Source organism: Parazoarcus communis (assembly GCF_003111645.1).
Lineage (GTDB): Bacteria > Pseudomonadota > Gammaproteobacteria > Burkholderiales > Rhodocyclaceae > Parazoarcus > Parazoarcus communis_A.
The window spans coordinates 1,455,194-1,475,862 of record NZ_CP022187.1; the positions used below are offsets into that span (position 1 = coordinate 1,455,194).

Consider the following 20,669-nt stretch of genomic DNA (forward strand, 5'->3'; position numbering starts at 1 on the left):
CGCGGCCGCGGGCGGAACAGCACATGGCCATCGAACGCAGTGATCCGCTCAAGAATCTGATGCCGGGACCGCCCATCGCGGTCGCCGCCGAGGCCTTGTTCATCATCAACCTGATGCTGCTGCCGGGCATCGCCTTCATTGCGCTGGTGGTGATGTGGGTGATGCATGGCAAGCACCCCGACCCACTGGTGCGCAACCACCTGCGTCAGACGGTGGTGACCTGTCTGTGGGGGGGCAGTCTGCTGGTGTCGATCAGCGTGGGCATCTTCCTGCTGGGTGGCTTCGACAACCCGTGGTCGTGGGTGATCGGGGTGCTGTACTTCACGCTCTTTCACGCCGGGCTGATCCTGCTGGGCGTGATGGGCCTGGTCCGCGCAATCAATGGCCGCACCTGGCGTTACCCGGTGTTCGGCCCCCGCCGCGATGACTGAGGCTGCAGTGACGTCTGCCGCATCTGCCCACGCCAAGGGCAAGGCTGCGCGCGTCATCCCGATTGCGGTCGAGGGGCGCACGCCGCCGCGCGCGCTGCAGCGCCGGCGTCTGCTGTTTCAGGTGGGCTTTTTCCTGCTTTTCATCCTGGCACCGGTGTTCGATCTGTTCCGCTACGATCTCGACGCCGGTCACGCCTGGCTGCTCGGCTTCGAATGGCGTCTCGGGCTCGACGACTTCCTGGCCGGGCGCATCGGTGCGCTCGAAGCCGGAGCCAACGTCCTGCTGCGTCTGTTCGTGCCGATTCTTGTCGGTGCGGGCGCCTTCCTCTATGTCGCGTGGCGCTGGGGGCGGCTTTACTGCGGCTGGCTGTGCCCGCACTTCTCGGTGGTCGAGACCATCAACACGCTGATGCTGCGCGCCTCGGGAAAGCCCAGCGTATGGGAAAAGGCGCCCATCACACCGTGGTTGCCCGCTGGCGGCAAACGCAAACCGGATGCGCGCTGGTGGGGCCTGGTCGTACCCGCGGCAGTCGCCTTCGCGTTCACCTGGGCCGTGGTCTTCCTGACCTATCTGCTGCCGCCGGGCGAGGTGTATGGAAACCTCATCCACGGCACGCTCACGCGAAACCAGACGATCTTCATCCTTGCCACCACCACGGTGCTGTCGATGGAGTTTCTGTTCGCACGCCATCTGTTCTGCCGCTACGCCTGCGCGGTCGGGCTGTTTCAGAGTCTGGCATGGATGAGCAACCCGAAGGCAATGGTGGTCGGTTTCCTGCGCGCACGGGCAAGCGACTGCAGCACCTGCCTGCCCGAAAAGCAGTCGGCCTGCGATGCGGTATGCCCGATGCGGCTCACTCCTCGCAACATCAAGCGCCACATGTTTACCTGCACCCAGTGTGCGCAATGCGTCGATGCCTGCGGCGAAACCCAGGCCGACAACCCGGACGGTCCCTTGCTGCACTGGGTCAGTGACGAGGCCGCGAGGCAGAACGAAGCCGGTTTTCGCGCCGGCAGGGAGCGCTAGGCCATGGAAGAAGTCGTCGGCAAACTCTGGCACCGGCTCGTGACCCGCGCCGCCGGCGGCAGTTTCCCGGAAGCCGCGGTGACCCTCAAGGAAACCGGGCGCTCGGTGGGCGTGCTGTTTCGCGCGCTCGGCGGCGACGGTGGCCTGCGCGTTGCAGCATCTGCCGCGGATACGCACGGCGCACGCCGCAGCTGGCTGGCGCGCCTTGCGGGCAGTGGCGAGAAACTGGCGCGCGCGAGCATGGACGAAAACACCCTGCGCCTGCCGCCGCAGATCGACGCCTTTGCCGACCGCGACCTGAACCGTGAGCTCTACCTGTGGCTGTCGGCACTTGCCGCCGCCCACGCCGAAATGGCGCAGATGCCGCCCGACGATGCGGGAAGCACCGGCCACAGTCACGCCGGGCACAGTCAGGAAACGCGCGAGTTGCTGCTCAACCAGCGCGCCGTGCGGCACACGCTGGCACGCTGGCCGGGCCTCGTTCCGCGCTACCGGCGCCTGGCCGCGGCCACGCTTGCGCAGCGCCCCGACCCGGCAAAGCTGCCGCCATCCGAGGGCGAACGCGAGCGCGCGCTGCGCCGCGCCATCGACGACCCAGGCAGCGTGAGCGCGCTGCCGCCGGTTGAGGCCGATGCACCTTCGGCACAACCGGTGCTGCTGTGGCTGACGCTGCCGGCCGCACGGGCGCCCGAGCCCGCGCGCAGTGCCGGCCAGGACGGCAAACAGGGCGAGACTCCACTGGGCGGATCGGGCAAGCCCGACGAGACCGAGCACACTGCGCACAAGGCCGAACGGGTCGATGCACCGCCCGAGAAGCACGGCCTGCTGATGTTCTTCCGCGCCGAAAGCCTGCTGTCGGTTGCGGAATTCATCAAGGTCAATCGCAGCGAAGACGACGACCCCGATCCAAATGCGGCCGCCGCTGCCGCCAATCTCGATCAGCTGTCGCTGACGCGCGACGGCGAACGCACCGCATCGAAAGTGCGATTCGACCTCGATCTGCCCTCTGCAGCCGAGGACGACGTCGTGCTCGGCGCAGGCATCCCCTTGCCGGAATGGGATTACCGCAAGAGCCGTCTGCTGGAGGATCACGTGCGCCTGCTGGAGATGGCCGCCGCTGCCGACGATCCGCGCGCGGCCCCGGTGCCGCTGCCCGATCGCCTGCGCCGCACCGCACGCCGGCTGCACCAGCAGTTCTCGATGCTGCAGCCCGGACGGCGCTGGATCAAGGGCCAGGTTGACGGCAGCGAACTCGACATCGACGCCGTCGTGCGCTCATCCACCGACCGCGCCTGCGGCAGACAGGGCAGCGACCAGCTGTGGCTAACGCTGGAAAAACGCGAGCGCGACCTGGCCTGTCTGGCGCTTGCAGACCTGTCGCTCTCCACCGACACCTGGATCTCAAGCGAAGCCCGCGTCATCGACGTCATCCGCGACAGTCTGCTGCTGTTCGGCGAGGCCTTGTCGGCCACCGGCGACCGCTTTGCGCTGTGCGGCTTCTCCTCGGTGAAGCGCAACAACGTGCGCTTCCACCACCTGAAGCGTTTTGACGACCGCTTCGACGACCGCATCCGCGGCCGCATCTCCGCCATCAAGCCCGGCTATTACACCCGGCTCGGTGCCGCCATCCGCCATGCGACCAGCCTGCTCGACGGCCAGCGTGCCAGCCGCCGCATCCTGCTCATCCTGTCGGACGGCAAGCCCAACGACCTCGATCTGTACGACGGTCGCTACGGCATCGAAGACACGCGGATGGCGGTGATCGAGGCCCGCCTGCGCGGCGTGGTGCCGTTCTGCGTCACCATCGACCGCGAGGGTGCGGCCTACCTGCCCCACCTGTTCGGCCCCGCCGGCTTCGCGGTGATCCGCAAGCCGGAAGAACTCCCGGCCCGCCTGCCGATGTTCTACGCCCAGCTCACGAGGTAATTGTGATGAACCGCTGTGACGAATTCTGCCATGCCGCGATGCAGGACACGGACACCTCGGAACCGGCCGCGCCCGGCGAAAACACGCGCGTCGCCCAGTTGCTCGCCAGTGCCAGCCTGTTTGCCGGCCTGACCCCAGCCGAGATCGCGCCCTTTGCCCGTGGCGCACGCGAGACCTCGGTCGCCAAGGGTGACATCCTGTTTCACCGCGGCGACGCCTGCACCGGCTTCCACCTGATCCTCAGTGGCCAGATCAAGCTCGCCTTCATCTCCGCCGAGGGCAACGAGAAGGTGGTCGAGATCCTGAGCCGGGGCCAGAGCTTCGGCGAGGCCGTGATGTTCATGGACAAGCCCTACGTGGTGATGGCGCAGGCGCTGACCGACTGCTCGCTGCTGCACATCGCCAAACAGGTGGTATTCGACGAAATGGGGCGCGACCCGATCTTCTGCCGCAAGATCATCGCCGGCCTGTCACGGCGACTGCATCAGCTGATGAGCGACGTCGAGAGCTACTCGCTGCGCTCGGGGCGCGACCGCATCATCGGCTACCTCTTGCGCGAGGAAGGCCTGGGCAGTGACGACGACGTCCTCACCACCGGGCCGGTGTCGATCCGGCTGCCGACCAGCAAGGGCATCATCGCCTCGCGCCTGAACCTGACCCAGGAGCACTTCTCGCGCATTCTCCACGAGCTGATCGAGTCCGGCCTGATCCAGGTTCAGGGCCGCAACATCCACGTACCGGACCTCGGCCGGCTGCGTGCGACCTTGAGCTAGCGCCGCTCGATGTCGGGCAGCAGGACCGTCAGCAAGCCGATCAGCGGCAGAAAGGCACACACCTGATAGACGGTCGCGATGTCGGTCGCATCCGCCAGCCGGCCGAGCAGCGCCGCGCCAATGCCGGCAAGCCCGAACGCGATGCCGAAGAACAGTCCCGATATCGCCCCCACCTTGCCCGGCACGAGCTCCTGCGCGTAGACCAGGATGGCCGAGAATGCCGAGGACAGGATGAGTCCGATCACCACCGACAGCACCACGGTCCACATCAGGCCGACGTGCGGCAGCATCAGCGCAAACGGCGCCACGCCCAGGATCGATGCCCAGATCACGCGCTTGCGTCCGATGCGATCGCCGACCGGGCCGCCCGCCACCGTGCCCGCGGCAACCGCCAGCAGGAATCCGAACAGGTACATCTGCGCCGTCTGCAGCGGCAGTGCGAACTTCTCCATCAGGTAGAAGGTGTAGTAGTTCTGCAGGCTCGCCATGTAGAAAAACTTGGAGAACATCAGCGCCCCCAGCACGGCGAGCGAAACGATGACCTGACGGCGAGTCAGATTGTTGCCGGGGTGCGCCTTCATGCGCTTGCGGAATCCCGCAACGTGCACTGCGGCCCAGCGCGCTACCTGCGACAGCACCACCACGCCGGTCAGCGCCGCAAGCGAGAACCAGGCTGCGCTGCCCTGCCCGAAGGGAACGATGATCAGGGCCGCGAGCAGCGGCCCAAGCGCCGTTCCCAGGTTGCCGCCGATCTGGAACAAGGACTGCGACAGCCCCGGCCGCGCGCCTGCGGCCATGCGCGCCACCCGCGAGGACTCGGGGTGAAAGATCGACGAGCCGATGCCCACCATGGAAGCGGCAAGCAGTACCGCCCCGAAATTCGACGCCTGCGACAGCAGCAACAAGCCCACCAGGGTGAAGCAGCCGCTCATCGGCAACAGCCAGGGTTTCGGCCTGTGGTCGGTATACAAACCGATCAGCGGTTGCAGCATCGACGCGGTGAACTGGAACGCCAGGGTGATCATGCCGATCTGCGCAAACGAAAAGCCCAGGCCTTGCTTGAGCATGGGATAGATGGCGAGCAGCACCGACTGCATCATGTCGTTGAGCAGATGCGAGAAGCTGATCGCAGCGATCACCACGAAGGTGGTGTTGCTCAGCGCATCGTGCACAGGCCCCGGCGCTGCATCGGCAAGCGCAGCGTCGGCGGCGAGAGTCTTTTCCATGAAACGGTCCGCGGTATTGTTCGGGCATGCAGTTTAAGACGAATATGCTGCGCATACCCGCATTCGATACTGCACACACGCAGTGCCGCCCTGCCGCACGCGTTCACGCGATGCCCGAGGGTGCGCCTGCCGCATCGGCACGCTAGTGGCTGGTGCCCTCGTCGCGGCTGATCTTGTTCCACACGTTGTACTTGCCCACCGGCTTCTTCATCGGCAGCCGCTTCACCTCGTCGAGCGTGAGCGCGTCGAGCACGACGATGGCGCCGTCCTGCTCCCACAGGCTGGCCAGTGCGTAACGACCATCCCGGGTGAATTCGATGTGGGCAAGGGTCTGACCCGGTTCGGCGGTGATCTCCTTCACCACTTCCAGCGTCTGCTTGTCGATCACCTGCAGGATGTGGCTCGCCTCGCGGCTCATCATCGAATCGACAAAGGCGTAGCGGCTGTTCTCATGGCTGCGCAGGAAGAATCCCGGGCCGCGGGTCGGGATGCGGCGGACGACCTCCCAGGTCTTCATGTCGATCACCGTAACCTCGCCCGACTTGAGGTTGGTGCTCGCCATCACCGTGCGCTCGATGCCGCTGGCGTCGTGCCATGCCCAGGTGATGCCCGACCCGAGGTGCGGCATGCCGTCCAGCGGCAGACTGGCCACCTTGCGCCGTGCATCCAGATTCACCACCTGCCCCTCGCCCTTGCGCGAGGCACCCATCACCTGACGGTAATCCTGATCGAAGTAGAAGTCGTCGAGTACATCCTCCAGCGGTGTGCGACGGGCGTTGAGGAAGCCGGGCTTGGCCACGCCCTCCTTCATGCGGTAGTCGTGCACATAGCCGTCGTAGATGGGCTCGGCGTTCTCGTCGTAGCTGATCTCCCACAGTTCGGGAATGTCCTTCATTGCAGCGACAAAGCTCTTGCGCGGTGCGGCGTCATAGACTGCCGAGACACGCGAGCTGCGACTGCCGTCGAGCGTCGTCGCATCCATCACCTTGACCAGATTGAGCTCGGCGTCGAACAGCACCAGATCCTGCGGCAGGTAGTTGGCCGCGATCACGAAGCGCCCGTCGGACGACACCGCCACGTTGCGGGTGTTGATGCCCGCGCGCACTTCGGCGATGACTTTCAGATTCCACAGATCGAACTTGGTGATCCAGCCATCCCGCGAGGCGAAGAACACATAACGCCCGTCGGCAGTGAACTTCGGTCCGCCATGCAGGGCGAAGCGGGACTGGAAGCGGTAGATGGGTTCGAGCCTGTCGCCGTCGAGAACCGACACGTGATGGTCGCCGGTTTCCACCACCAGAAAGAGGTTGAGCGAATCGGCGCTGAACACCGGCGTCGGCGACAGCGTCGCGGGGTCGGTGTGCTGGATGCGCGAGGCGCGGATGTCGGACTCGGTCCATTTGGGCGCCGGCGTGACCGGCGTGTAGATCCATTCGGCAAGGGCGGCGATCTCGTCCTTGCTCAGGAGCTCGGCAAACGCGGGCATCTGGGTGGCTGCGCGCCCGCCTGTGATGACCTTGACCGCCTCCCCCTTGCGCAGCCGGGCGAGATTGTCGGGCAGCAGCGCCGGGCCCATGCTGCCCAGACGATCCGCCGCATGACAGGCCGCGCAATGCTGTTGGTAGTTCCGGGCGGTGGCCGGCGCCCCCTCATCGGCCCAGGCCGGCAGTGCCAGTGCGATCAGCACGGCTGCAATCGATGTCGGCAGGCGCATCATGAGCCCACCTTCTCGATCCGCGTCCATGGCGTGTTGAGCACACGCACGGAGCCGTAGTCCGCCGCATCCACGCCGATCTCCGCATCGCTCAGATAGCACGCGGGGTCTTCCGCCCACGGGTTGCCGGTGATCTGTTCCGCACGCACGCGCGAACTGCCATTGCAGATGTCGAGATACCTGCAGGCTCCGCACCGCCCCTCGAGCTTGCGCGGATGCGGTTTGAGCCCGACCAGCAACGGATTCGACAGATCGTTCCAGATCTCGCCAAAGGCCCGCTCCCGCACATTGCCCAGGGGGATGTGCCACCACATGGTGTCCGGGTGAACCACGCCGAGATTGTCGATGTTCGCGACATTCACGCCGCTGGCGTTGCCGCCCCACTGGCGCAGCTTGCCCTCGATGTGTTCGGCATGCTGCGGAAAGCGGCGCCGCACCCAGTGCAGCAGGAACACGCCATCGGCGTCGTTGTTTCCGGTCACGAAGTCCTTCTCGATGCCGCGCTGGTGAAGTTCGAGACAGGTTTCGAACAGAAGCTCCATGGCGTCGCGGGTGGTACGGTGCTGGGCGTCGTCGCCACGGTGCTTGTTGCCGCGTCCGGCGTAATTGAGGTGGGAGAAGTAGAACTTGTCGATCGCCTCCTCCTCCACCAGTCGCAGCAGTCCGTGCAGGTCGTGGGCGTTGTCCTCGGTCATGGTGTAGCGCACGCCGACCTTGATCCCGCGCTCAACGCACAGACGGATGCCCGCAATCGAAGCATCGAATGCGCCGGCCTTGCGCCGGAAGCGGTCATGGGTGTCGGCAATGCCGTCGAGACTGACGCCGACGTAGTCGAAACCGATGTCGTCGATCGCGTCGATATTGCCTTCGTTGATCAGCGTGCCATTGGACGACAGGGCAACATAGAAACCCATCTCCTTGGCACGACGGGCAATGTCGAAGATGTCCGCTCGCAGCAGCGGCTCACCGCCCGACAGGATCAGCACCGGCACCCGCGCCGCCTTGAGGTCGCCCATCACCCGGAACACCTCACCGGTAGACAACTCCCCGGCGAAGTCCGTATCCGCAGAAATCGAGTAACAGTGCTTGCAGGTCAGGTTGCAGCGCCGGATCAGGTTCCAGATGACGACCGGCCCTGGCGGATTGCGCCGGGGCGCAACCGGGGTGGGATGATCAAGCTCGCGGATGAACTGGGATATGCGGAACATGACGGTCTGGCCTCCTGGTTCCCCGGATTACACCGCACCACGACATGACAATAAATGATGCGGGTCAAGCAAGGGGCCCGATCCCCTTTCGCCGCACGTTTTTTGCATTGCACCAAAATCAGGCAACTCGCGCCGCCCGCGCCCCAATCAGGGGAGAAAAAGCGCTTCAGAACCGGGCGATGAAGGCAGGAACCGAGGATTCATGGGCTTTTCCATGCTGGCACGCTACATGCTTTTCATAGATCAACTCGGGCCAACGGCGGCCTGAGGCATGTGCAACAGGGCATCAACCTGAATCAGCGCAGCAAATGGACAACGGCGTCCATTTCCATCCTTCGTTTCCGAGGGCGTGGAGATGGACGCCTTTTTGCGTTCACACGGCTTGCTCACCACTCACCCAGGGGAAAATCATGTCATATATCGCGCCCGCAGAATTCGTCACCAAGATGGTTGACGCAGGAGAGTCGAAGATCTTCATGTCGACTCGCGACACACTGGTCCGCGCCTACATGGCCGGCGCCATTCTTGCGCTGGCCGCGGCCTTCGCGGTCACCATCACCGTGCAGACGGGAAATGCGCTTGCCGGCGCCATGCTGTTCCCGGTTGGCTTCTGCCTGTTGTATCTGCTGGGCTTCGATCTGCTCACCGGCGTGTTCACGCTGTGCCCGCTCGCCCTCATCGACAAACGCCCTGGCGTCACCGTCAATGGCGTGTTGCGCAACTGGGGCCTGGTATTCGTCGGCAACTTCGCCGGCGCACTGACCGTCGCGGTGATGATGGCGATCATCTTCACCTTCGGCTTCTCCGAAGCACCCAACATTGTCGGCCAGAAGATCGGCCATATCGGCGAAGGCCGCACCGTCGGATATGCCGAGCACGGGGCAGCGGGCATGCTGACGCTGTTCATCCGCGGCGTGCTGTGCAACTGGATGGTATCGACCGGCGTTGTCGCCGCGATGATGTCGACCAGCGTATCGGGCAAGGTCATCGGCATGTGGATGCCGATCATGCTGTTCTTCTACATGGGCTTCGAGCATTCGATCGTAAACATGTTCCTGTTCCCGTCCGGCCTGATGCTCGGCGGCAACTTCTCGATCTACGACTACCTGGTGTGGAACGAAATCCCGACCGTCGTCGGCAACCTGGTCGGCGGCCTCGCCTTCGTCGGGCTCACGCTCTACTCCACCCACGTGCGCACCGCCCCCAAGCGCAGCGCTGCCTGAACCATCATCCGGCACACGGGCCCCGCAGTTCGCGGGGCCCTTGCCCATCACAGATGTCGAGCACACTCTCGCTGAGCACCGGCCAGTACTCCGACAAGGGGCGCAAGGGAATCAACCAGGATTTTCATGGCCTGAGCATCCCTGACGGTCCCCTGCTGAACACGAAGGGCATCGCCATCGCCCTGGCTGACGGCATCAGCAGCAGCGATGTCAGCCACGTCGCCAGCGCAGCCGCGGTCCGGAGCTTTCTTGACGATTACTACTGTACCTCGGAAGCATGGACGGTCAGGACCGCTGCACAGCGCGTGCTCGAAGCGACCAACTCCTGGCTGTACGCGCAGACCCGCCAGAGCCCCTACCGTTACGACGGCGACCGTGGTTATGTGTGCACGCTCAGCGCCCTGATCATCAAGTCCGCAACGGCCCACATCTTCCATATCGGCGACAGCCGGATCTACCGCCTGCGGGACTCGAATCTCGAACAACTCACCGACGACCATCGGATCGTCGTGTCGCACGACACACACTACCTCGCCCGCGCCCTCGGGATTTCCGCACAACTGGATATCGACTATCAGCGCCTGGCAGTGAAAGAGGGCGACATCTTCGTTCTGGCCACCGACGGAGTGTACGAATTCGCCTCGCCCCGGTTCATCGTCGACGCCATCAGCGAAGCCGCGATGGATATCGACGCAGCGGCGCGATGCATCGCTGAAGAAGCCTTCAACCGCGGCAGCACGGACAACCTGACGATACAGATCGCACGCGTCGACACCGTGCCCGACGGGACAGCGGCCGAACACAGGCAGCAATGGCTTGACCTGCCACCCGCCCCCATCCTCCAGCCGCGCATGCTGTTCGACGGCTACCGGATCATTCGCGAAATACACGGCAACAGCCGCAGCCACATCTACCTCGCCGAGGACGGCGACAGCGCCGCACGGGTGGCGATCAAGATCCCTTCGGTCGATCTGCGGGGCGACCCCGCCTATCTGGAGAGATTCATGCTGGAAGAATGGATCGCGCGCCGCATCAACAGCGCGCACGTCCTCAAACCCAGCACGCTGAAGCGGCAGCGCACCGCGCTCTATGTCGTCACCGAGTTCATCGAAGGCCAGACGCTGGCGCAATGGATGATCGACAACCCGGCGCCACCGATCGAAACCGTGCGCAACATCGTCGAACAGATCGCGAAAGGCCTGCTCGCCTTCCATCGCATGGAGATGCTGCACCAGGATCTGCGCCCGAACAACATCATGATCGACAAGGCCGGCACGGTGAAGATCATCGATTTCGGTGCGACGCGCGTGGCCGGCCTGATCGAATCGGAAACGACGACGCTGCAGCCACACATTCTCGGCACCGCCCAGTACACCGCGCCGGAATACTTTCTCGGCGAAGCAGGTACGCCCTGCGCTGACCTGTTCTCACTTGGCGTGATCACTTACCAGATGCTGAGCGACCGCCTGCCCTACGGCGCCGAGGTGGCAAAAACCCGCAGCAAGGCCGCGCAGCGAAAGCTGAAGTACGCCTCGGTGCTGGACGACTACCGCGAGAATCCTGCCTGGATTGACCCCGTCCTCGCCAAGGCCGTTCACCCGGACCCGAACAAGCGCTACCAGGAACTTTCCGAATTCATCTACGACCTCAGGCACCCCAACAACACGCTGCTGGGCAAGGGGCCGCCGCCGCTCATCGAACGCAATCCGCTGGTGTTCTGGCAAGCCCTGTCGTTCTGTCTGAGCCTGCTCGTGCTGCTGCTGTTGAGCACCAGTTCGCTGGTGAAATAGGCGAGCTCAGGCAGACAGGATCAGCCACGCAGCGATGCTCCACAGCATCAGCGCCACGCCGCCATCGAGAACCTGCCATGCGCGCGGGCGCCTGAACACCGGGGCCAGCAACCTTGCGCCGTAGCCCAGCAGCACGAACCAGCACACCGAACCGGCAATCGCACCCGCAGTGAACAACGGACGCAATTCCGCCGCCTGGCTGTTGCCAATTGAACCCAGCAACACCACGGTATCGAGATAGGCATGCGGATTGAGCAGACTGAAGCCGGCAGCCGTCAGCAGTGCCTGGCGCCAGGTCAGGCGGCGACGCTGACCGGCGTCCGCCTGCAGGCTGCCACCCGCAAGTGCCGAGCGCAGCGAACGCAGCCCGTACCAGCCGAGGAAAGCCGCGCCGCCGTAGCGGGCTGCCTCCATCCAGTCGGGATTGGCCGAGAACACTGCACCCAGCCCGTTCATGCCGAGCAGAATCAGGCTGACGTCACACAGGACCGACACCACGACCGTGAGCAGCACATGTTCGCCACGCAGCCCCTGACGCAGCACATGTGCGTTCTGTGCGCCGATGGCCATGATGAGTCCGAGGGTCAGCATAAACCCGTTCAGAAAGCCGGCATTCATGATCAAGCTCCAGTGAATCCCAGGCCGCCTGTGCCACGTCGCCGGATCGGTCTGGGTGCATGAAATGTAGATGCACCCGGACCATAAAATAAGTAATATCGTTAAATATCGTTTTATATGATTTTTTCTAATGTTAGACCTGCGTCTGCAAGCTTTCGAGGCGGTACTCAAGGAAGGTGGCTTCGAGCGCGCTGCGCGCCATCTCAACCTGACCCAGTCTGCGGTTTCGCAACGGGTGAAGCTGCTCGAGGCAGAGCTCGGGCAGGCGCTGCTGGTGCGCAGCAAGCCTGTGCAGCCGACCCCGGCCGGCCGCCGCCTGCTGCCCTATCTGACCCAGCTCAGGCTGGTCGAGGCCGAAGCCCAGCGTGCCTTGCACCCGGGCGCCAAGGGGCAGCCACTGCGCCTGCCGATCGGGATCAATGCGGACAGCCTGGCGACCTGGTTCCTGCCCGCGGTCGAACACGTGGTGCGGGAAGAACGCCTGGTGCTCGACTGCGTGGTCGATGACCAGGACCACACACACGCACTGCTGGCAAACGGCGACGTACTCGGTTGTGTGAGCACCCGCGCCGACCCGATGCGCGGTTGCGCAGTGATGCGACTCGGCGTGATGCGCTACCTGTGCGTCGCCTCACCCGAGTTTCGCGCCAGACACTTTCCTTCGGGCCTCACCCGGGCTGCACTCGGGCGCGCACCGGCCATCGTCTATGGCCGCAACGACGACATGCACGATCTCTTCCTGCGCAACCAGTTCGGTCTCGACGCCGGCCACTATCCCTACCACGTCGTCCCCTCATCCGAGGGTTTCCTCGCGTTTGCGAAGAACGCGCTGGGCTACGGCTTCGTGCCTGAGATTCAGGTCGTCGATGCGCTTGCAGCAGGCAGCCTCGTCGATCTCGCGCCCACGCAGCAGGAGACCGTCGAGCTGTACTGGCACCACTGGCAGGTTCAGTCCTCGGTGATGGCGCAGTTCTCGCGGGATCTCGTCACCGGTGCCGCACGCGCGCTGGAGCTGCCGTCCGTCGATGACACGGCGGCACGCTGATCGCAGTGGCAGTCGCAGTCGCAGCCGGCACGGCCTAGGTCCTCGCCCGGTTTGCGAGGGTTACGCCGATCGCCGCCAGCGCACCACCGACCACCATGGATATCAGGATCGTCTCGCCCAGCACCAGGGCCCCCAGAATGACCCCGAAAGCGGGCACCAGATTGGTAAAGACCGCCGCACGGGACGCGCCGATGGCCTTGATCCCTTCGTAATACCAGACGAAACCCACCACCGTGCCGAACACCCCAAGGTAGGCCATTGCGCCCCACACCTCCCATCCGAAGGCGTGCCATTCACTCGCCCTGAACTCCCACGCGGCGCCAATCGACAGAAAGGCCAGCCCCCACATCGCCGCATACGTCGTCGCCGCAACCGGGCTCAGATCCTTGAGCGCCTTGCGCCCGATCAGCGTGTATGCGGCCCAGTTCATCACCGCGATGAACATGAGCGTTTCACCCGTTCCGATCGAACGTCCCAGATCGTATGCCACGGTCAGCAGCTCGCCGCGGGTAATGACGACTGCGGCGCCCACAAAAGCGATGCCGAAGCCGAGCCATTTGACGCGGCCCAGGCGCTCGTGAAACAGGAGACTGGCAAACACGGCGGTCGCAATCGGGTTCAGCGCGACCAGCAAGGCCGTCCGCCCCGCCGGCATGTGTGAAAGCGCCGCCAGAAAGCAGACATTGTAAAGAAAGATCCCGGTGAACCCGAGTGCAGCGGTCACCACGATCTGCGACCCGCGCAGCCGGGGCAGACCACCCTCGAGCTTCCACGCCACGAGCAGCAACAACACCACCGCAATCGCAAACCGCCCCGTTGCCGCCGCCATCAGCGGCATCTCCTGGGCAAGCACCCGCCCCGCGATGAAGGTGCCGCCCCAGAACAGCGCCACCATGACCAGCTTGACATACACCCACAGGCTGACGCCTTCAGCAAGCCCTGGGGCAGGCAGTTCGGGCGTGGACTCGATGGCGATTGCCGGCAGCGGCGAAGGACATGACACGTCGGTCTTCATGATCGTACGGTAGTGAATGGAGTCGGAAGCACATTGGCCGGATCGACATCCTATTACTTATCCGGACGCTTGAATGAATGCGCTCTTGCTCATCCCGCAGCGGATCATCCCCGAGTGACCCCGAGTAACCTTTACCCAGCTGAACATTCTTGTGGAGGTGGCGGATTCCGGCTGCGCATCCATTGGCGCGGAAGAGTGCGGTAAGCCTGGCCGTTCGCAGTCTCGATCAGGCAACGCCGGCCATGACAGCTTTCGTCGAGACCGGCAGGGATCTGGCGGCGAGATGGGTCAGCTGCCGCAGGGAGGGGCAACTGCCGCAGGCAGGGGCCAGGTGACGCGGGCAGTGCGCAACTGCGCGCACATCACCCGCATCCGGCAGCAGGGCGTCCTTCAGGAACGGAGCTGGACGTACTTCAGCACTCTGGCGCCGAACATCACCACGAACAGCGAGAGCCCGATGAAGGCCACGCCGACCGCCTGCCACAGGCCGATCGTCTCGCCAAAGGTCAGCATGCCGGCCACGAGGCCGATCACCGGGACACCGAGGCTGAAAGGTGCGACGCGATTGGCCGGATGACGCTTCAGGAGGTGGGTCCATAGCCCGTATGCGGTGATGGTGGCGAGCCAGCCCAGGTAGGCCACGCCGAGCCAGCCGGTCACGGAGGCATTGGTCCAGTTCGACTGCGCCTCGGCGGGGTCGAATGCCCAGCTCATCATCACGAACGGAATGATCGGCGTCAGGCTCGACCAGACGACGAACTGGAACGGGTTGTAGCCCGGGCTGCTGCGCTGCAGGTTGCGGGCAACGATGTTCGACACGCCCCACATCGCGGCAGCGCTCAGCGTCAGCACGAAGCCGCTGATGGTCATCTGCGTGGCCGTCACATCATGCGCGGCGAGGAAGCTCATCGCGAAACACAGCAGCCCCAGACCAGCGAAGACCAGACCACCGGTGATCTGGCGCGTCAGCCGCTCCTTGAGCAGGAAGTAGCCGATGATGGTGGTAAAGAACACCTGCGTCTGCATCAGCACCGACGCCAGGGCCGAGCTCATCCCGAGCTCAAAGCCGAGGAACAGCAGTCCGAACTGCCCGACGCCCTGAGCCAGACCGTAAGCGGCAAGCCAGCGCCACGGCACCTTGGGCCGGGGGACGAAGAAGATGAGCGGCACGAGTGCAAACACATAACGTGCAGCTCCGAGCTGCCACGGAGTGAAGTCACGCAATGCCAGTTTCATGGCAACGAAATTGAGGCCCCAGATCACCACCACCGCGAGTGCCGCCGCCAGATCGCGACCGCTGAGTGCTTGATTGTTCATGCCAGCCTCAAGGCGCGCGGGCCAGCCGGATTCAGCGGAAGACAGGCGTCGTGCATACGCCAGGTGCCGTGCCAGCTCCGGGCGGGCTTGTAACCCAAACGAAAGCAGTCATCGAGCGGGGGTTCGACGCAGGTCATCGAGATTCCTTCAGAATATGCCGGGTCGGCAACGAGGAGCCGCAGGAAGCAGCAATCTCATCGTGATGACATGGATATTAGGCACACCGAAGGAAAACGGCTGGATCCACAGCGCAGGGAATATGGGGCCAGCGGGCACTCAGAACGGGCCCGGCCAGCCTCTGCGGCGCTGAAGACGGGAGGCGCCTGGCACGATGCCCCGTCGCCCGAGCCGCGGACACACGTTGATGCTGCCGGATACGGCCGCCAAGACAGCAGGCATTGTCGGCGGGTGCTGCACAGGTCCGGCCGGCGCCGGATCCGATGTCGAACGGATGCGGGAACCGCTCAAGAGCCGGCGTGATGCGGTCCGATTGAAACGCTGCAGCCCTACGCTGTCCTGAACCGACTGACTTGTTCTCGCAGCATGTGTGCCAGTTCGACCAGCTCCTGCGCACGCTCACTGGAATTCGCCGTCGACAGGTGAACCTCTTCGGTATCCTGGGCAATCTGCTCAATACGCTGTGCAATATCGGTGCTGGCTGCGCTTTGTTCCTGCAACGCAAGCTTGATTGAATCGACAGCATCGCGAACCGAGCTTGTGGCTTGATTGAGACCCAGCACCGACGATTGAACCTCCTCAGTGTATTGGGCGCCCTCGAGTGCCAGGCGTTGAGTGAGTGACAGATTCTCCTGCGCCACTTTAGTGCTGTTCTGTACGCCAGTGATCATCGTCGAAATTTCGAGCGTAGAGGCGGTTGTCCGTTCAGCAAGCTTCCTGACCTCATCTGCTACAACTGCAAAGCCCCGGCCCTGCTCACCTGCGCGCGCGGCCTCAATAGCCGCGTTGAGTGCGAGAAGATTCGTTTGATCAGCAATGTCCCGAATCGTCCTGGCAATGCCATTGATGCCGTCAACCTTCGAGCTCAGCTCGTCCATCATGGCCGACGACTGGATCATGCTGTTGGCCACCCTGCTTATTGTGCCAGTGGTCGCAGTAACCCCGTTAAGGCCTTCGCGGACTTTCTCTTCAGCATCCAGCGATAGCGTAGCGGCCTGGGCCGCATGCTCTGACATGACCCCAATACTGACCGTCAGTTGCTCAACGGCGGCCGCAATCGCCGAGGTTGCCGAGCTCTGTTCCTCTGTTCTCAGCGAGATGTTCGTTGAATTGCTCCGAAGACTATCGCTGGTTTTCAGCACCGCTTCCGAGCTGAGGACAATCTTGTTGATCAGCTCACGCAAGTGCGTCTGCATTGCGTGCGCTGCTGCCAGAATGCTTTTCGGGTCTGCGCTGCCAAGCTCGATCTCATGTGTAAGGTCACCTCCGGCAATGCGACTTAAAGCCGTGGCGGTGAACTCAGGCTCCGCGCCAACCTGACGAAAAACACCGCGCCCTACAAAGATCGTGAACAGGACCACTAACACCAGAACAAGACCGCTTACTGCGATGGCGCTCGTTATTGACGCGTTGAGGACGGAAACCAGTTCAATCCGTTTCAGCTCAGCCTGCTTCTCGCTTTGCTTTACCTGGTCCAGCAATAACGCTCGAACAGCGCGCCACGCCGGCGTCTCCCTGGGCGAAAGGAAGGCGATAGCCTCGCTGACCTGACCGCCCTTGGCCAACTCAAGAACCTCGAACTGCAAGGGCCGCCACTCCGCGATGCGCGCTTCAAGCTCATCCGCTTTGCTGGCTTCCGTGGTTTCCTTTCTCATGAGTTCGAGCAAACGTACGATCTCCGTGTTGAAGATTTCGCCCGCATTGCTGTAGTTGTCATACCCCTTCTTGTTGGCCGGGTCGAGAATGATGTTCCTTAGCGCCTGCCCCATCTGCAAGCCGTTCGCGTAGGTGACGGTGGCACTGCGATTCAGCGCGACAGACTGATCGACAAACTCCAGGAGGTGTGCCTTGCTTCGCTGCGAATACCAGAGCGTTGCGCCTGCCAGTACGACCACGCCGAGAAAGCTGACCAGTCCAAGCAGCAGAAGACGAGCTTTCAACGATTGAAAATTGTTCAGCATTCTATGTTCCTGTCAGCTTCGCAGCACTACTGTGCCGTAACTTTGCGCCTTGAAGACCAGCGCCGGATCTGCGTGAGGACAGCTTCCAGCCATTCGACTGCAGATTGCGTTTGGCCTTGACTACGTAAACGGCAGACTTCCCCAGAACTGAATATTGATTGTGCAGAAAAATGAGCCTAGAGCGCTTCCTGCGTGTGGGGTAAACCTCGCCATTGCCCGTATTGGGAACTGAAGCGTCCCGCCAACGCCTGCTTCGACGATTTCATGCAAAAGCCATATTACCTACGGGCTCGCGATCGAATACTGGGTCCTCCGTGGATCAGACTTCCGCTGATCGCAGATGACCAGACCGTGACCTCGCGGGGGTGGCACCGTACGTCAGCACGGCACCAGTCCGAGATGGCTTTGCGGGATCCTCCGCTACGGATTCCCGAATTGGCTAAGACTGAAACGCAATGGATACTCCAACAAGCAATCTTGAACGTTCTTTCCTTCAACTTTATGCCTTTCGCAACGAGGCTTCATTGTTACTTGGAGACAGTTCGAGCTGACTGATCGGCTGAGGGTCCGCGACCTGTCTGAATATCGATTCGCGTCTCGGCGTACAGATCGATTATTCGCCTACGCCTCAGTTCGAGCTTGTAGGTCAGATCGTTGCGGCCCGTCGCTCTTCCTGCGCGCCCCTTGGCGACAACATCGAGTGGGCATTCGCAGCCTATCGTCCGCAACCCGATGTGCTCGTGCGTATCGGACGGGTGAATATCGATTCATTCCTGTTGTCGGATTATCGCAATGTCGGTTTTGCCTACCGTTTCGTGCGTCCTCCGGTTGAATTCTACGGGTCGCTCCCGGTATCGCTCGACGGCATCGATGTCAGCCGGGATCTGCGGTTTGACAACAGTCGCTGGCGGCTCAAGGCGTTCGCAGGAAGATCCGTGAGCGGTGGCCTCGCCGTCGACGGCCGCGTCGGGGCAAACCCGGTGTTTGGTGTCACGGTGTCACGTGAGTCGGACGGTTTGACCGTGCGGCTAGGCTTCGCCCGTACCGGTTTTTCCAGCAATGCGCCGGAACTCCGGCCTCTGATTGATGGCCTGGATGCGATGACAGCCGTACCTGTACCAGAGGTCGCGGCCCAGGCGCGCGAGCTGGCCGCCAGTCTCGACAACAAGGGCGATCACACGATCTACCAGTCCCTTGGCCTGAACTACGAGGTGCGGGACTGGCAGTGGACACTGGAACTCACCAAGGTTTCCGGTCATCCGACGTCACGGTTTGTCGCGGGTTATGCCGGTGTCGGACGCCGATTCGGGTCGGTCACACTATCGGGTGGGGTCAGTCGTATCCGTACCCCCGGCTTGCCGGTGGCAACGCCCGACTGGGCCTCGGCCCTGACGCCGGTCCTCGACCCTGCGGCTGCACAGCAGGCCCAGATTCTGGCGTCGTCTGCGGCCTATGCCCGCAATGCCTCGGGAGCAAACCAGCAACCCCTGTCACTGGGGCTGCGCTGGGATCCGGACCCGCAAATGTCGCTCAAGGTGCAGTGGGATCACGTCCGGATCGATGCAAACGGCGGCAGGTTATGGTCAAACGCAACGCTGGATTCCGGCCACGCCAACGTGATGAGCGTAGCACTGGACTTCATCTTCTGAAGTCGCCCATGTGCAGACTTGTCCTCTCTCTACTGTTCGCTGCCACGATCTTGCAGGCCGTGCATTCACGAGCCGACTTCTTTCTGATTGTGCAAAGCAGCAATCCAGTACATGCATTGACGCTGAAAGAGGCAGTCGACCTGTTCATGGGGCGCAGCCGGGCGTTTCCGAACGGGGGCTTTGCACTTGTCTTCGATCTGCCGCGCGACGATCCGAAACGTGCCGCGTTCTATCGTGCCCTGACCAGCTGGGAGCCTGCGCAGGTTAACAGCTATTGGTCGCGCCTGATGTTCTCCGGGCAAAGCATGCCGCCGCAACCCCTGCCCAACGAAGAAGCCGTGATTGACATCGTAAAACGCAATCCCAGCGCATTGGGCTGGGTGACCCGGGAGCCCGCACACAAGGACGTACGCACGGTACTGATATTGAAGGGACCGTCCTGATGAGAGGGGACGACGCGATCAACCGGACCGGCGGGCTGCAGGCGCGTCTCATGCAGACAATCGTGCTTGGCGCTGTCGTCTTTTCGGTTGCTGCGGGCGCACTGGCCTTCGTCCTTGGACACCAGCGCGCGGTCCGCACCAGCATTTCCACCCTTTCGGATCTGGCACAGGCAGTCGAGAAAACGGTTGCGATCGGAGCCTATGCCGGCGACGCTTTTGTTGCGTGAAGTCGCCGACGGGCTGATGCGCAACCCTCTGGTGGCCTCGGTCGAGGTTCGCTCGGCACGCGGCGAGACCTTGGTCCGGCTGCCCGATGGCCCGCCCCCTGAAGTGTCTGACGACATCGAGCCCATGCATGCCGAACGCCTTTTGAGTTCGCCGTTCGACGAGAGTGAATCGGTCGGCGTGTTTGTAATTCGGGCCAACCAGACGCGGGTCAATGGCATTGCCCGACAAGAGGCCTTGTTGCTGGCAGCCATGATGATCGGCCAGGCCGTGCTGCTTGCACTGCTGCTGTGCGGCGCAGTGGCGGTACTCATATCGCAACCCATCATCAAGCTGGCGCGGAACATGCGCGCGATGACGCCCGGTTCCACAGAGCGTCTGTACACCCCTGCCCGCCACCGCCGCGATGAGATCGGCTCCTTGATTGGCGGCGCCGTCGCGGATGGCTCCGCTTTGAGCGTGCTGTGCATCGATCTCGACGGCTTCAAGCAAGTCAATGATGAGCACGGCCATGAAGCCGGCGACCAAGTGCTGAAGGTCTGCGCCGAACGCATGAACGCAGTGGTCCGGCGCTCCACCGATCTGGCCGGGCGGCTCGGCGGGGACGAGTTCTTGGTGGCCTTGCGCGATGTCGGCCCCCTGGAGCTGACGCTGAGCGCAACCGTGGCCAATCTGCTGTCCGTGTTGTGCGAACCCGTCATCCTGAGCGGCGGGACGGCAGTGCGCGTCGGTGCCAGTATCGGGATTGCCTGTGCGCCACGTGATGGTACCGACCGGGCCACGCTGTTCGAACTGGCGGACGCGAACATGTACGAGGTCAAGCGGACCGGAAAGAACAATTTCGCGATGGCCGTCGCGCCCGAGCCCTGCGATCGGCATTGATTGACCGGAGTTGATTGGC

The 20,669-nt window shown here is 63.2% G+C and carries 18 protein-coding genes; 11 read left to right on the forward strand and 7 right to left on the reverse strand.

Annotated elements, in window-relative coordinates:
- Nucleotides 1–23 precede the first annotated feature (23 nt).
- Genes CEW83_RS06620 through CEW83_RS06635 form a run of 4 tightly spaced genes read left to right on the forward strand, consistent with a single transcriptional unit; the run spans nt 24 to nt 4,157 of the window.
- Nucleotides 24–431 carry a hypothetical protein gene (locus CEW83_RS06620; protein ID WP_108948643.1) on the forward strand — a complete coding sequence of 136 codons (408 nt, stop codon included), beginning with the start codon at nt 24–26 and terminating at the stop codon, nt 429–431.
- The gene (locus CEW83_RS06625) at nt 424–1,458 is read left to right on the forward strand and encodes a 4Fe-4S binding protein (protein WP_108948644.1); all 1,035 of its coding nucleotides are present in this window, start codon (nt 424–426) and stop codon (nt 1,456–1,458) included. The genes CEW83_RS06620 and CEW83_RS06625 overlap by 8 nt, the downstream gene beginning before the upstream one ends.
- Nucleotides 1,459–1,461: 3 nt before the next feature.
- A complete protein-coding gene (locus CEW83_RS06630; protein WP_108948645.1) occupies nt 1,462–3,384 on the forward strand; it encodes a nitric oxide reductase activation protein NorD in 1,923 nt (640 codons plus the stop codon).
- A gap of 5 nt (nt 3,385–3,389) precedes the next feature.
- Entirely contained in the window at nt 3,390–4,157 is a 768-nt protein-coding gene (locus tag CEW83_RS06635) for a Crp/Fnr family transcriptional regulator (RefSeq protein WP_108948646.1), read from the forward strand.
- On the opposite strand, the gene CEW83_RS06640 is transcribed toward CEW83_RS06635, so the two are convergent.
- The 3 genes from CEW83_RS06640 to nirJ form a co-directional block, all read right to left on the reverse strand.
- Nucleotides 4,154–5,383, reverse strand: coding sequence for an MFS transporter (locus tag CEW83_RS06640; RefSeq protein ID WP_108948647.1), 1,230 nt, complete (start codon nt 5,381–5,383; stop codon nt 4,154–4,156). The genes CEW83_RS06635 and CEW83_RS06640 overlap by 4 nt on opposite strands.
- Nucleotides 5,384–5,525: 142 nt before the next feature.
- Nucleotides 5,526–7,100, reverse strand: coding sequence for a cytochrome D1 domain-containing protein (locus CEW83_RS06645; protein ID WP_420094092.1), 1,575 nt, complete (start codon nt 7,098–7,100; stop codon nt 5,526–5,528).
- Entirely contained in the window at nt 7,097–8,305 is a 1,209-nt protein-coding gene (gene nirJ / locus CEW83_RS06650; protein WP_108948648.1) for a heme d1 biosynthesis radical SAM protein NirJ, read from the reverse strand. Before nirJ ends, CEW83_RS06645 begins: the two co-directional genes overlap by 4 nt.
- 410 nt (nt 8,306–8,715) lie before the next feature.
- On the opposite strand from nirJ, the gene CEW83_RS06655 reads away from it, so the two are divergent.
- Together CEW83_RS06655 and CEW83_RS06660 are read left to right on the forward strand one after the other, a co-directional pair.
- Complete coding sequence (locus CEW83_RS06655; protein ID WP_108948649.1) at nt 8,716–9,528, forward strand: formate/nitrite transporter family protein; 813 nt, start codon at nt 8,716–8,718, stop codon at nt 9,526–9,528.
- A 53-nt stretch (nt 9,529–9,581) separates the two neighbouring features.
- On the forward strand, nt 9,582–11,318 hold the full coding sequence (locus CEW83_RS06660) for a bifunctional protein-serine/threonine kinase/phosphatase (protein WP_108948650.1): 1,737 nt from the start codon (nt 9,582–9,584) through the stop codon (nt 11,316–11,318).
- A gap of 6 nt (nt 11,319–11,324) precedes the next feature.
- Here the strand turns inward: CEW83_RS06660 and CEW83_RS06665 are convergent, their stop codons facing one another.
- Entirely contained in the window at nt 11,325–11,936 is a 612-nt protein-coding gene (locus CEW83_RS06665; protein ID WP_108948651.1) for a LysE/ArgO family amino acid transporter, read from the reverse strand.
- Nucleotides 11,937–12,066: 130 nt separating this feature from the next.
- Here CEW83_RS06665 and CEW83_RS06670 point away from each other — a divergent pair, with 130 nt between their 5' ends.
- Nucleotides 12,067–12,981, forward strand: a complete 915-nt coding sequence (locus CEW83_RS06670) for a LysR family transcriptional regulator ArgP (protein ID WP_108948652.1) — start codon at nt 12,067–12,069, stop codon at nt 12,979–12,981.
- 34 nt (nt 12,982–13,015) lie between these two features.
- Here CEW83_RS06670 and CEW83_RS06675 read toward each other — a convergent pair whose 3' ends face one another.
- The 3 genes from CEW83_RS06675 to CEW83_RS06685 all read right to left on the reverse strand — a co-directional run bounded on the left by CEW83_RS06675 (nt 13,016) and on the right by CEW83_RS06685 (nt 17,451).
- Nucleotides 13,016–13,996: a DMT family transporter gene (locus CEW83_RS06675; protein WP_108948653.1), complete on the reverse strand. Its 981-nt coding sequence runs from the start codon at nt 13,994–13,996 to the stop codon at nt 13,016–13,018.
- A gap of 390 nt (nt 13,997–14,386) precedes the next feature.
- Nucleotides 14,387–15,313, reverse strand: a complete 927-nt coding sequence (locus tag CEW83_RS06680; RefSeq protein ID WP_108948654.1) for an EamA family transporter — start codon at nt 15,311–15,313, stop codon at nt 14,387–14,389.
- A gap of 506 nt (nt 15,314–15,819) precedes the next feature.
- Nucleotides 15,820–17,451, reverse strand: coding sequence for a methyl-accepting chemotaxis protein (locus CEW83_RS06685; RefSeq protein ID WP_108948655.1), 1,632 nt, complete (start codon nt 17,449–17,451; stop codon nt 15,820–15,822).
- A 755-nt stretch (nt 17,452–18,206) separates the two neighbouring features.
- Between CEW83_RS06685 and CEW83_RS06690 the strand changes: the two genes are divergently transcribed.
- From CEW83_RS06690 to CEW83_RS06705, 4 genes are read left to right on the forward strand one after another with little or no spacing between them, the layout of a single operon-like run.
- On the forward strand, nt 18,207–19,100 hold the full coding sequence (locus CEW83_RS06690; RefSeq protein WP_159099403.1) for a hypothetical protein: 894 nt from the start codon (nt 18,207–18,209) through the stop codon (nt 19,098–19,100).
- Between the two features lie 50 nt (nt 19,101–19,150).
- Nucleotides 19,151–19,543 carry a hypothetical protein gene (locus CEW83_RS06695; RefSeq protein ID WP_159099404.1) on the forward strand — a complete coding sequence of 131 codons (393 nt, stop codon included), beginning with the start codon at nt 19,151–19,153 and terminating at the stop codon, nt 19,541–19,543.
- Nucleotides 19,543–19,770, forward strand: a complete 228-nt coding sequence (locus tag CEW83_RS06700; RefSeq protein ID WP_108948658.1) for a hypothetical protein — start codon at nt 19,543–19,545, stop codon at nt 19,768–19,770. The genes CEW83_RS06695 and CEW83_RS06700 overlap by 1 nt, the downstream gene beginning before the upstream one ends.
- On the forward strand, nt 19,745–20,650 hold the full coding sequence (locus tag CEW83_RS06705; RefSeq protein ID WP_108948659.1) for a GGDEF domain-containing protein: 906 nt from the start codon (nt 19,745–19,747) through the stop codon (nt 20,648–20,650). The genes CEW83_RS06700 and CEW83_RS06705 overlap by 26 nt, the downstream gene beginning before the upstream one ends.
- The last annotated feature ends 19 nt before the right edge of the window (nt 20,651–20,669 follow it).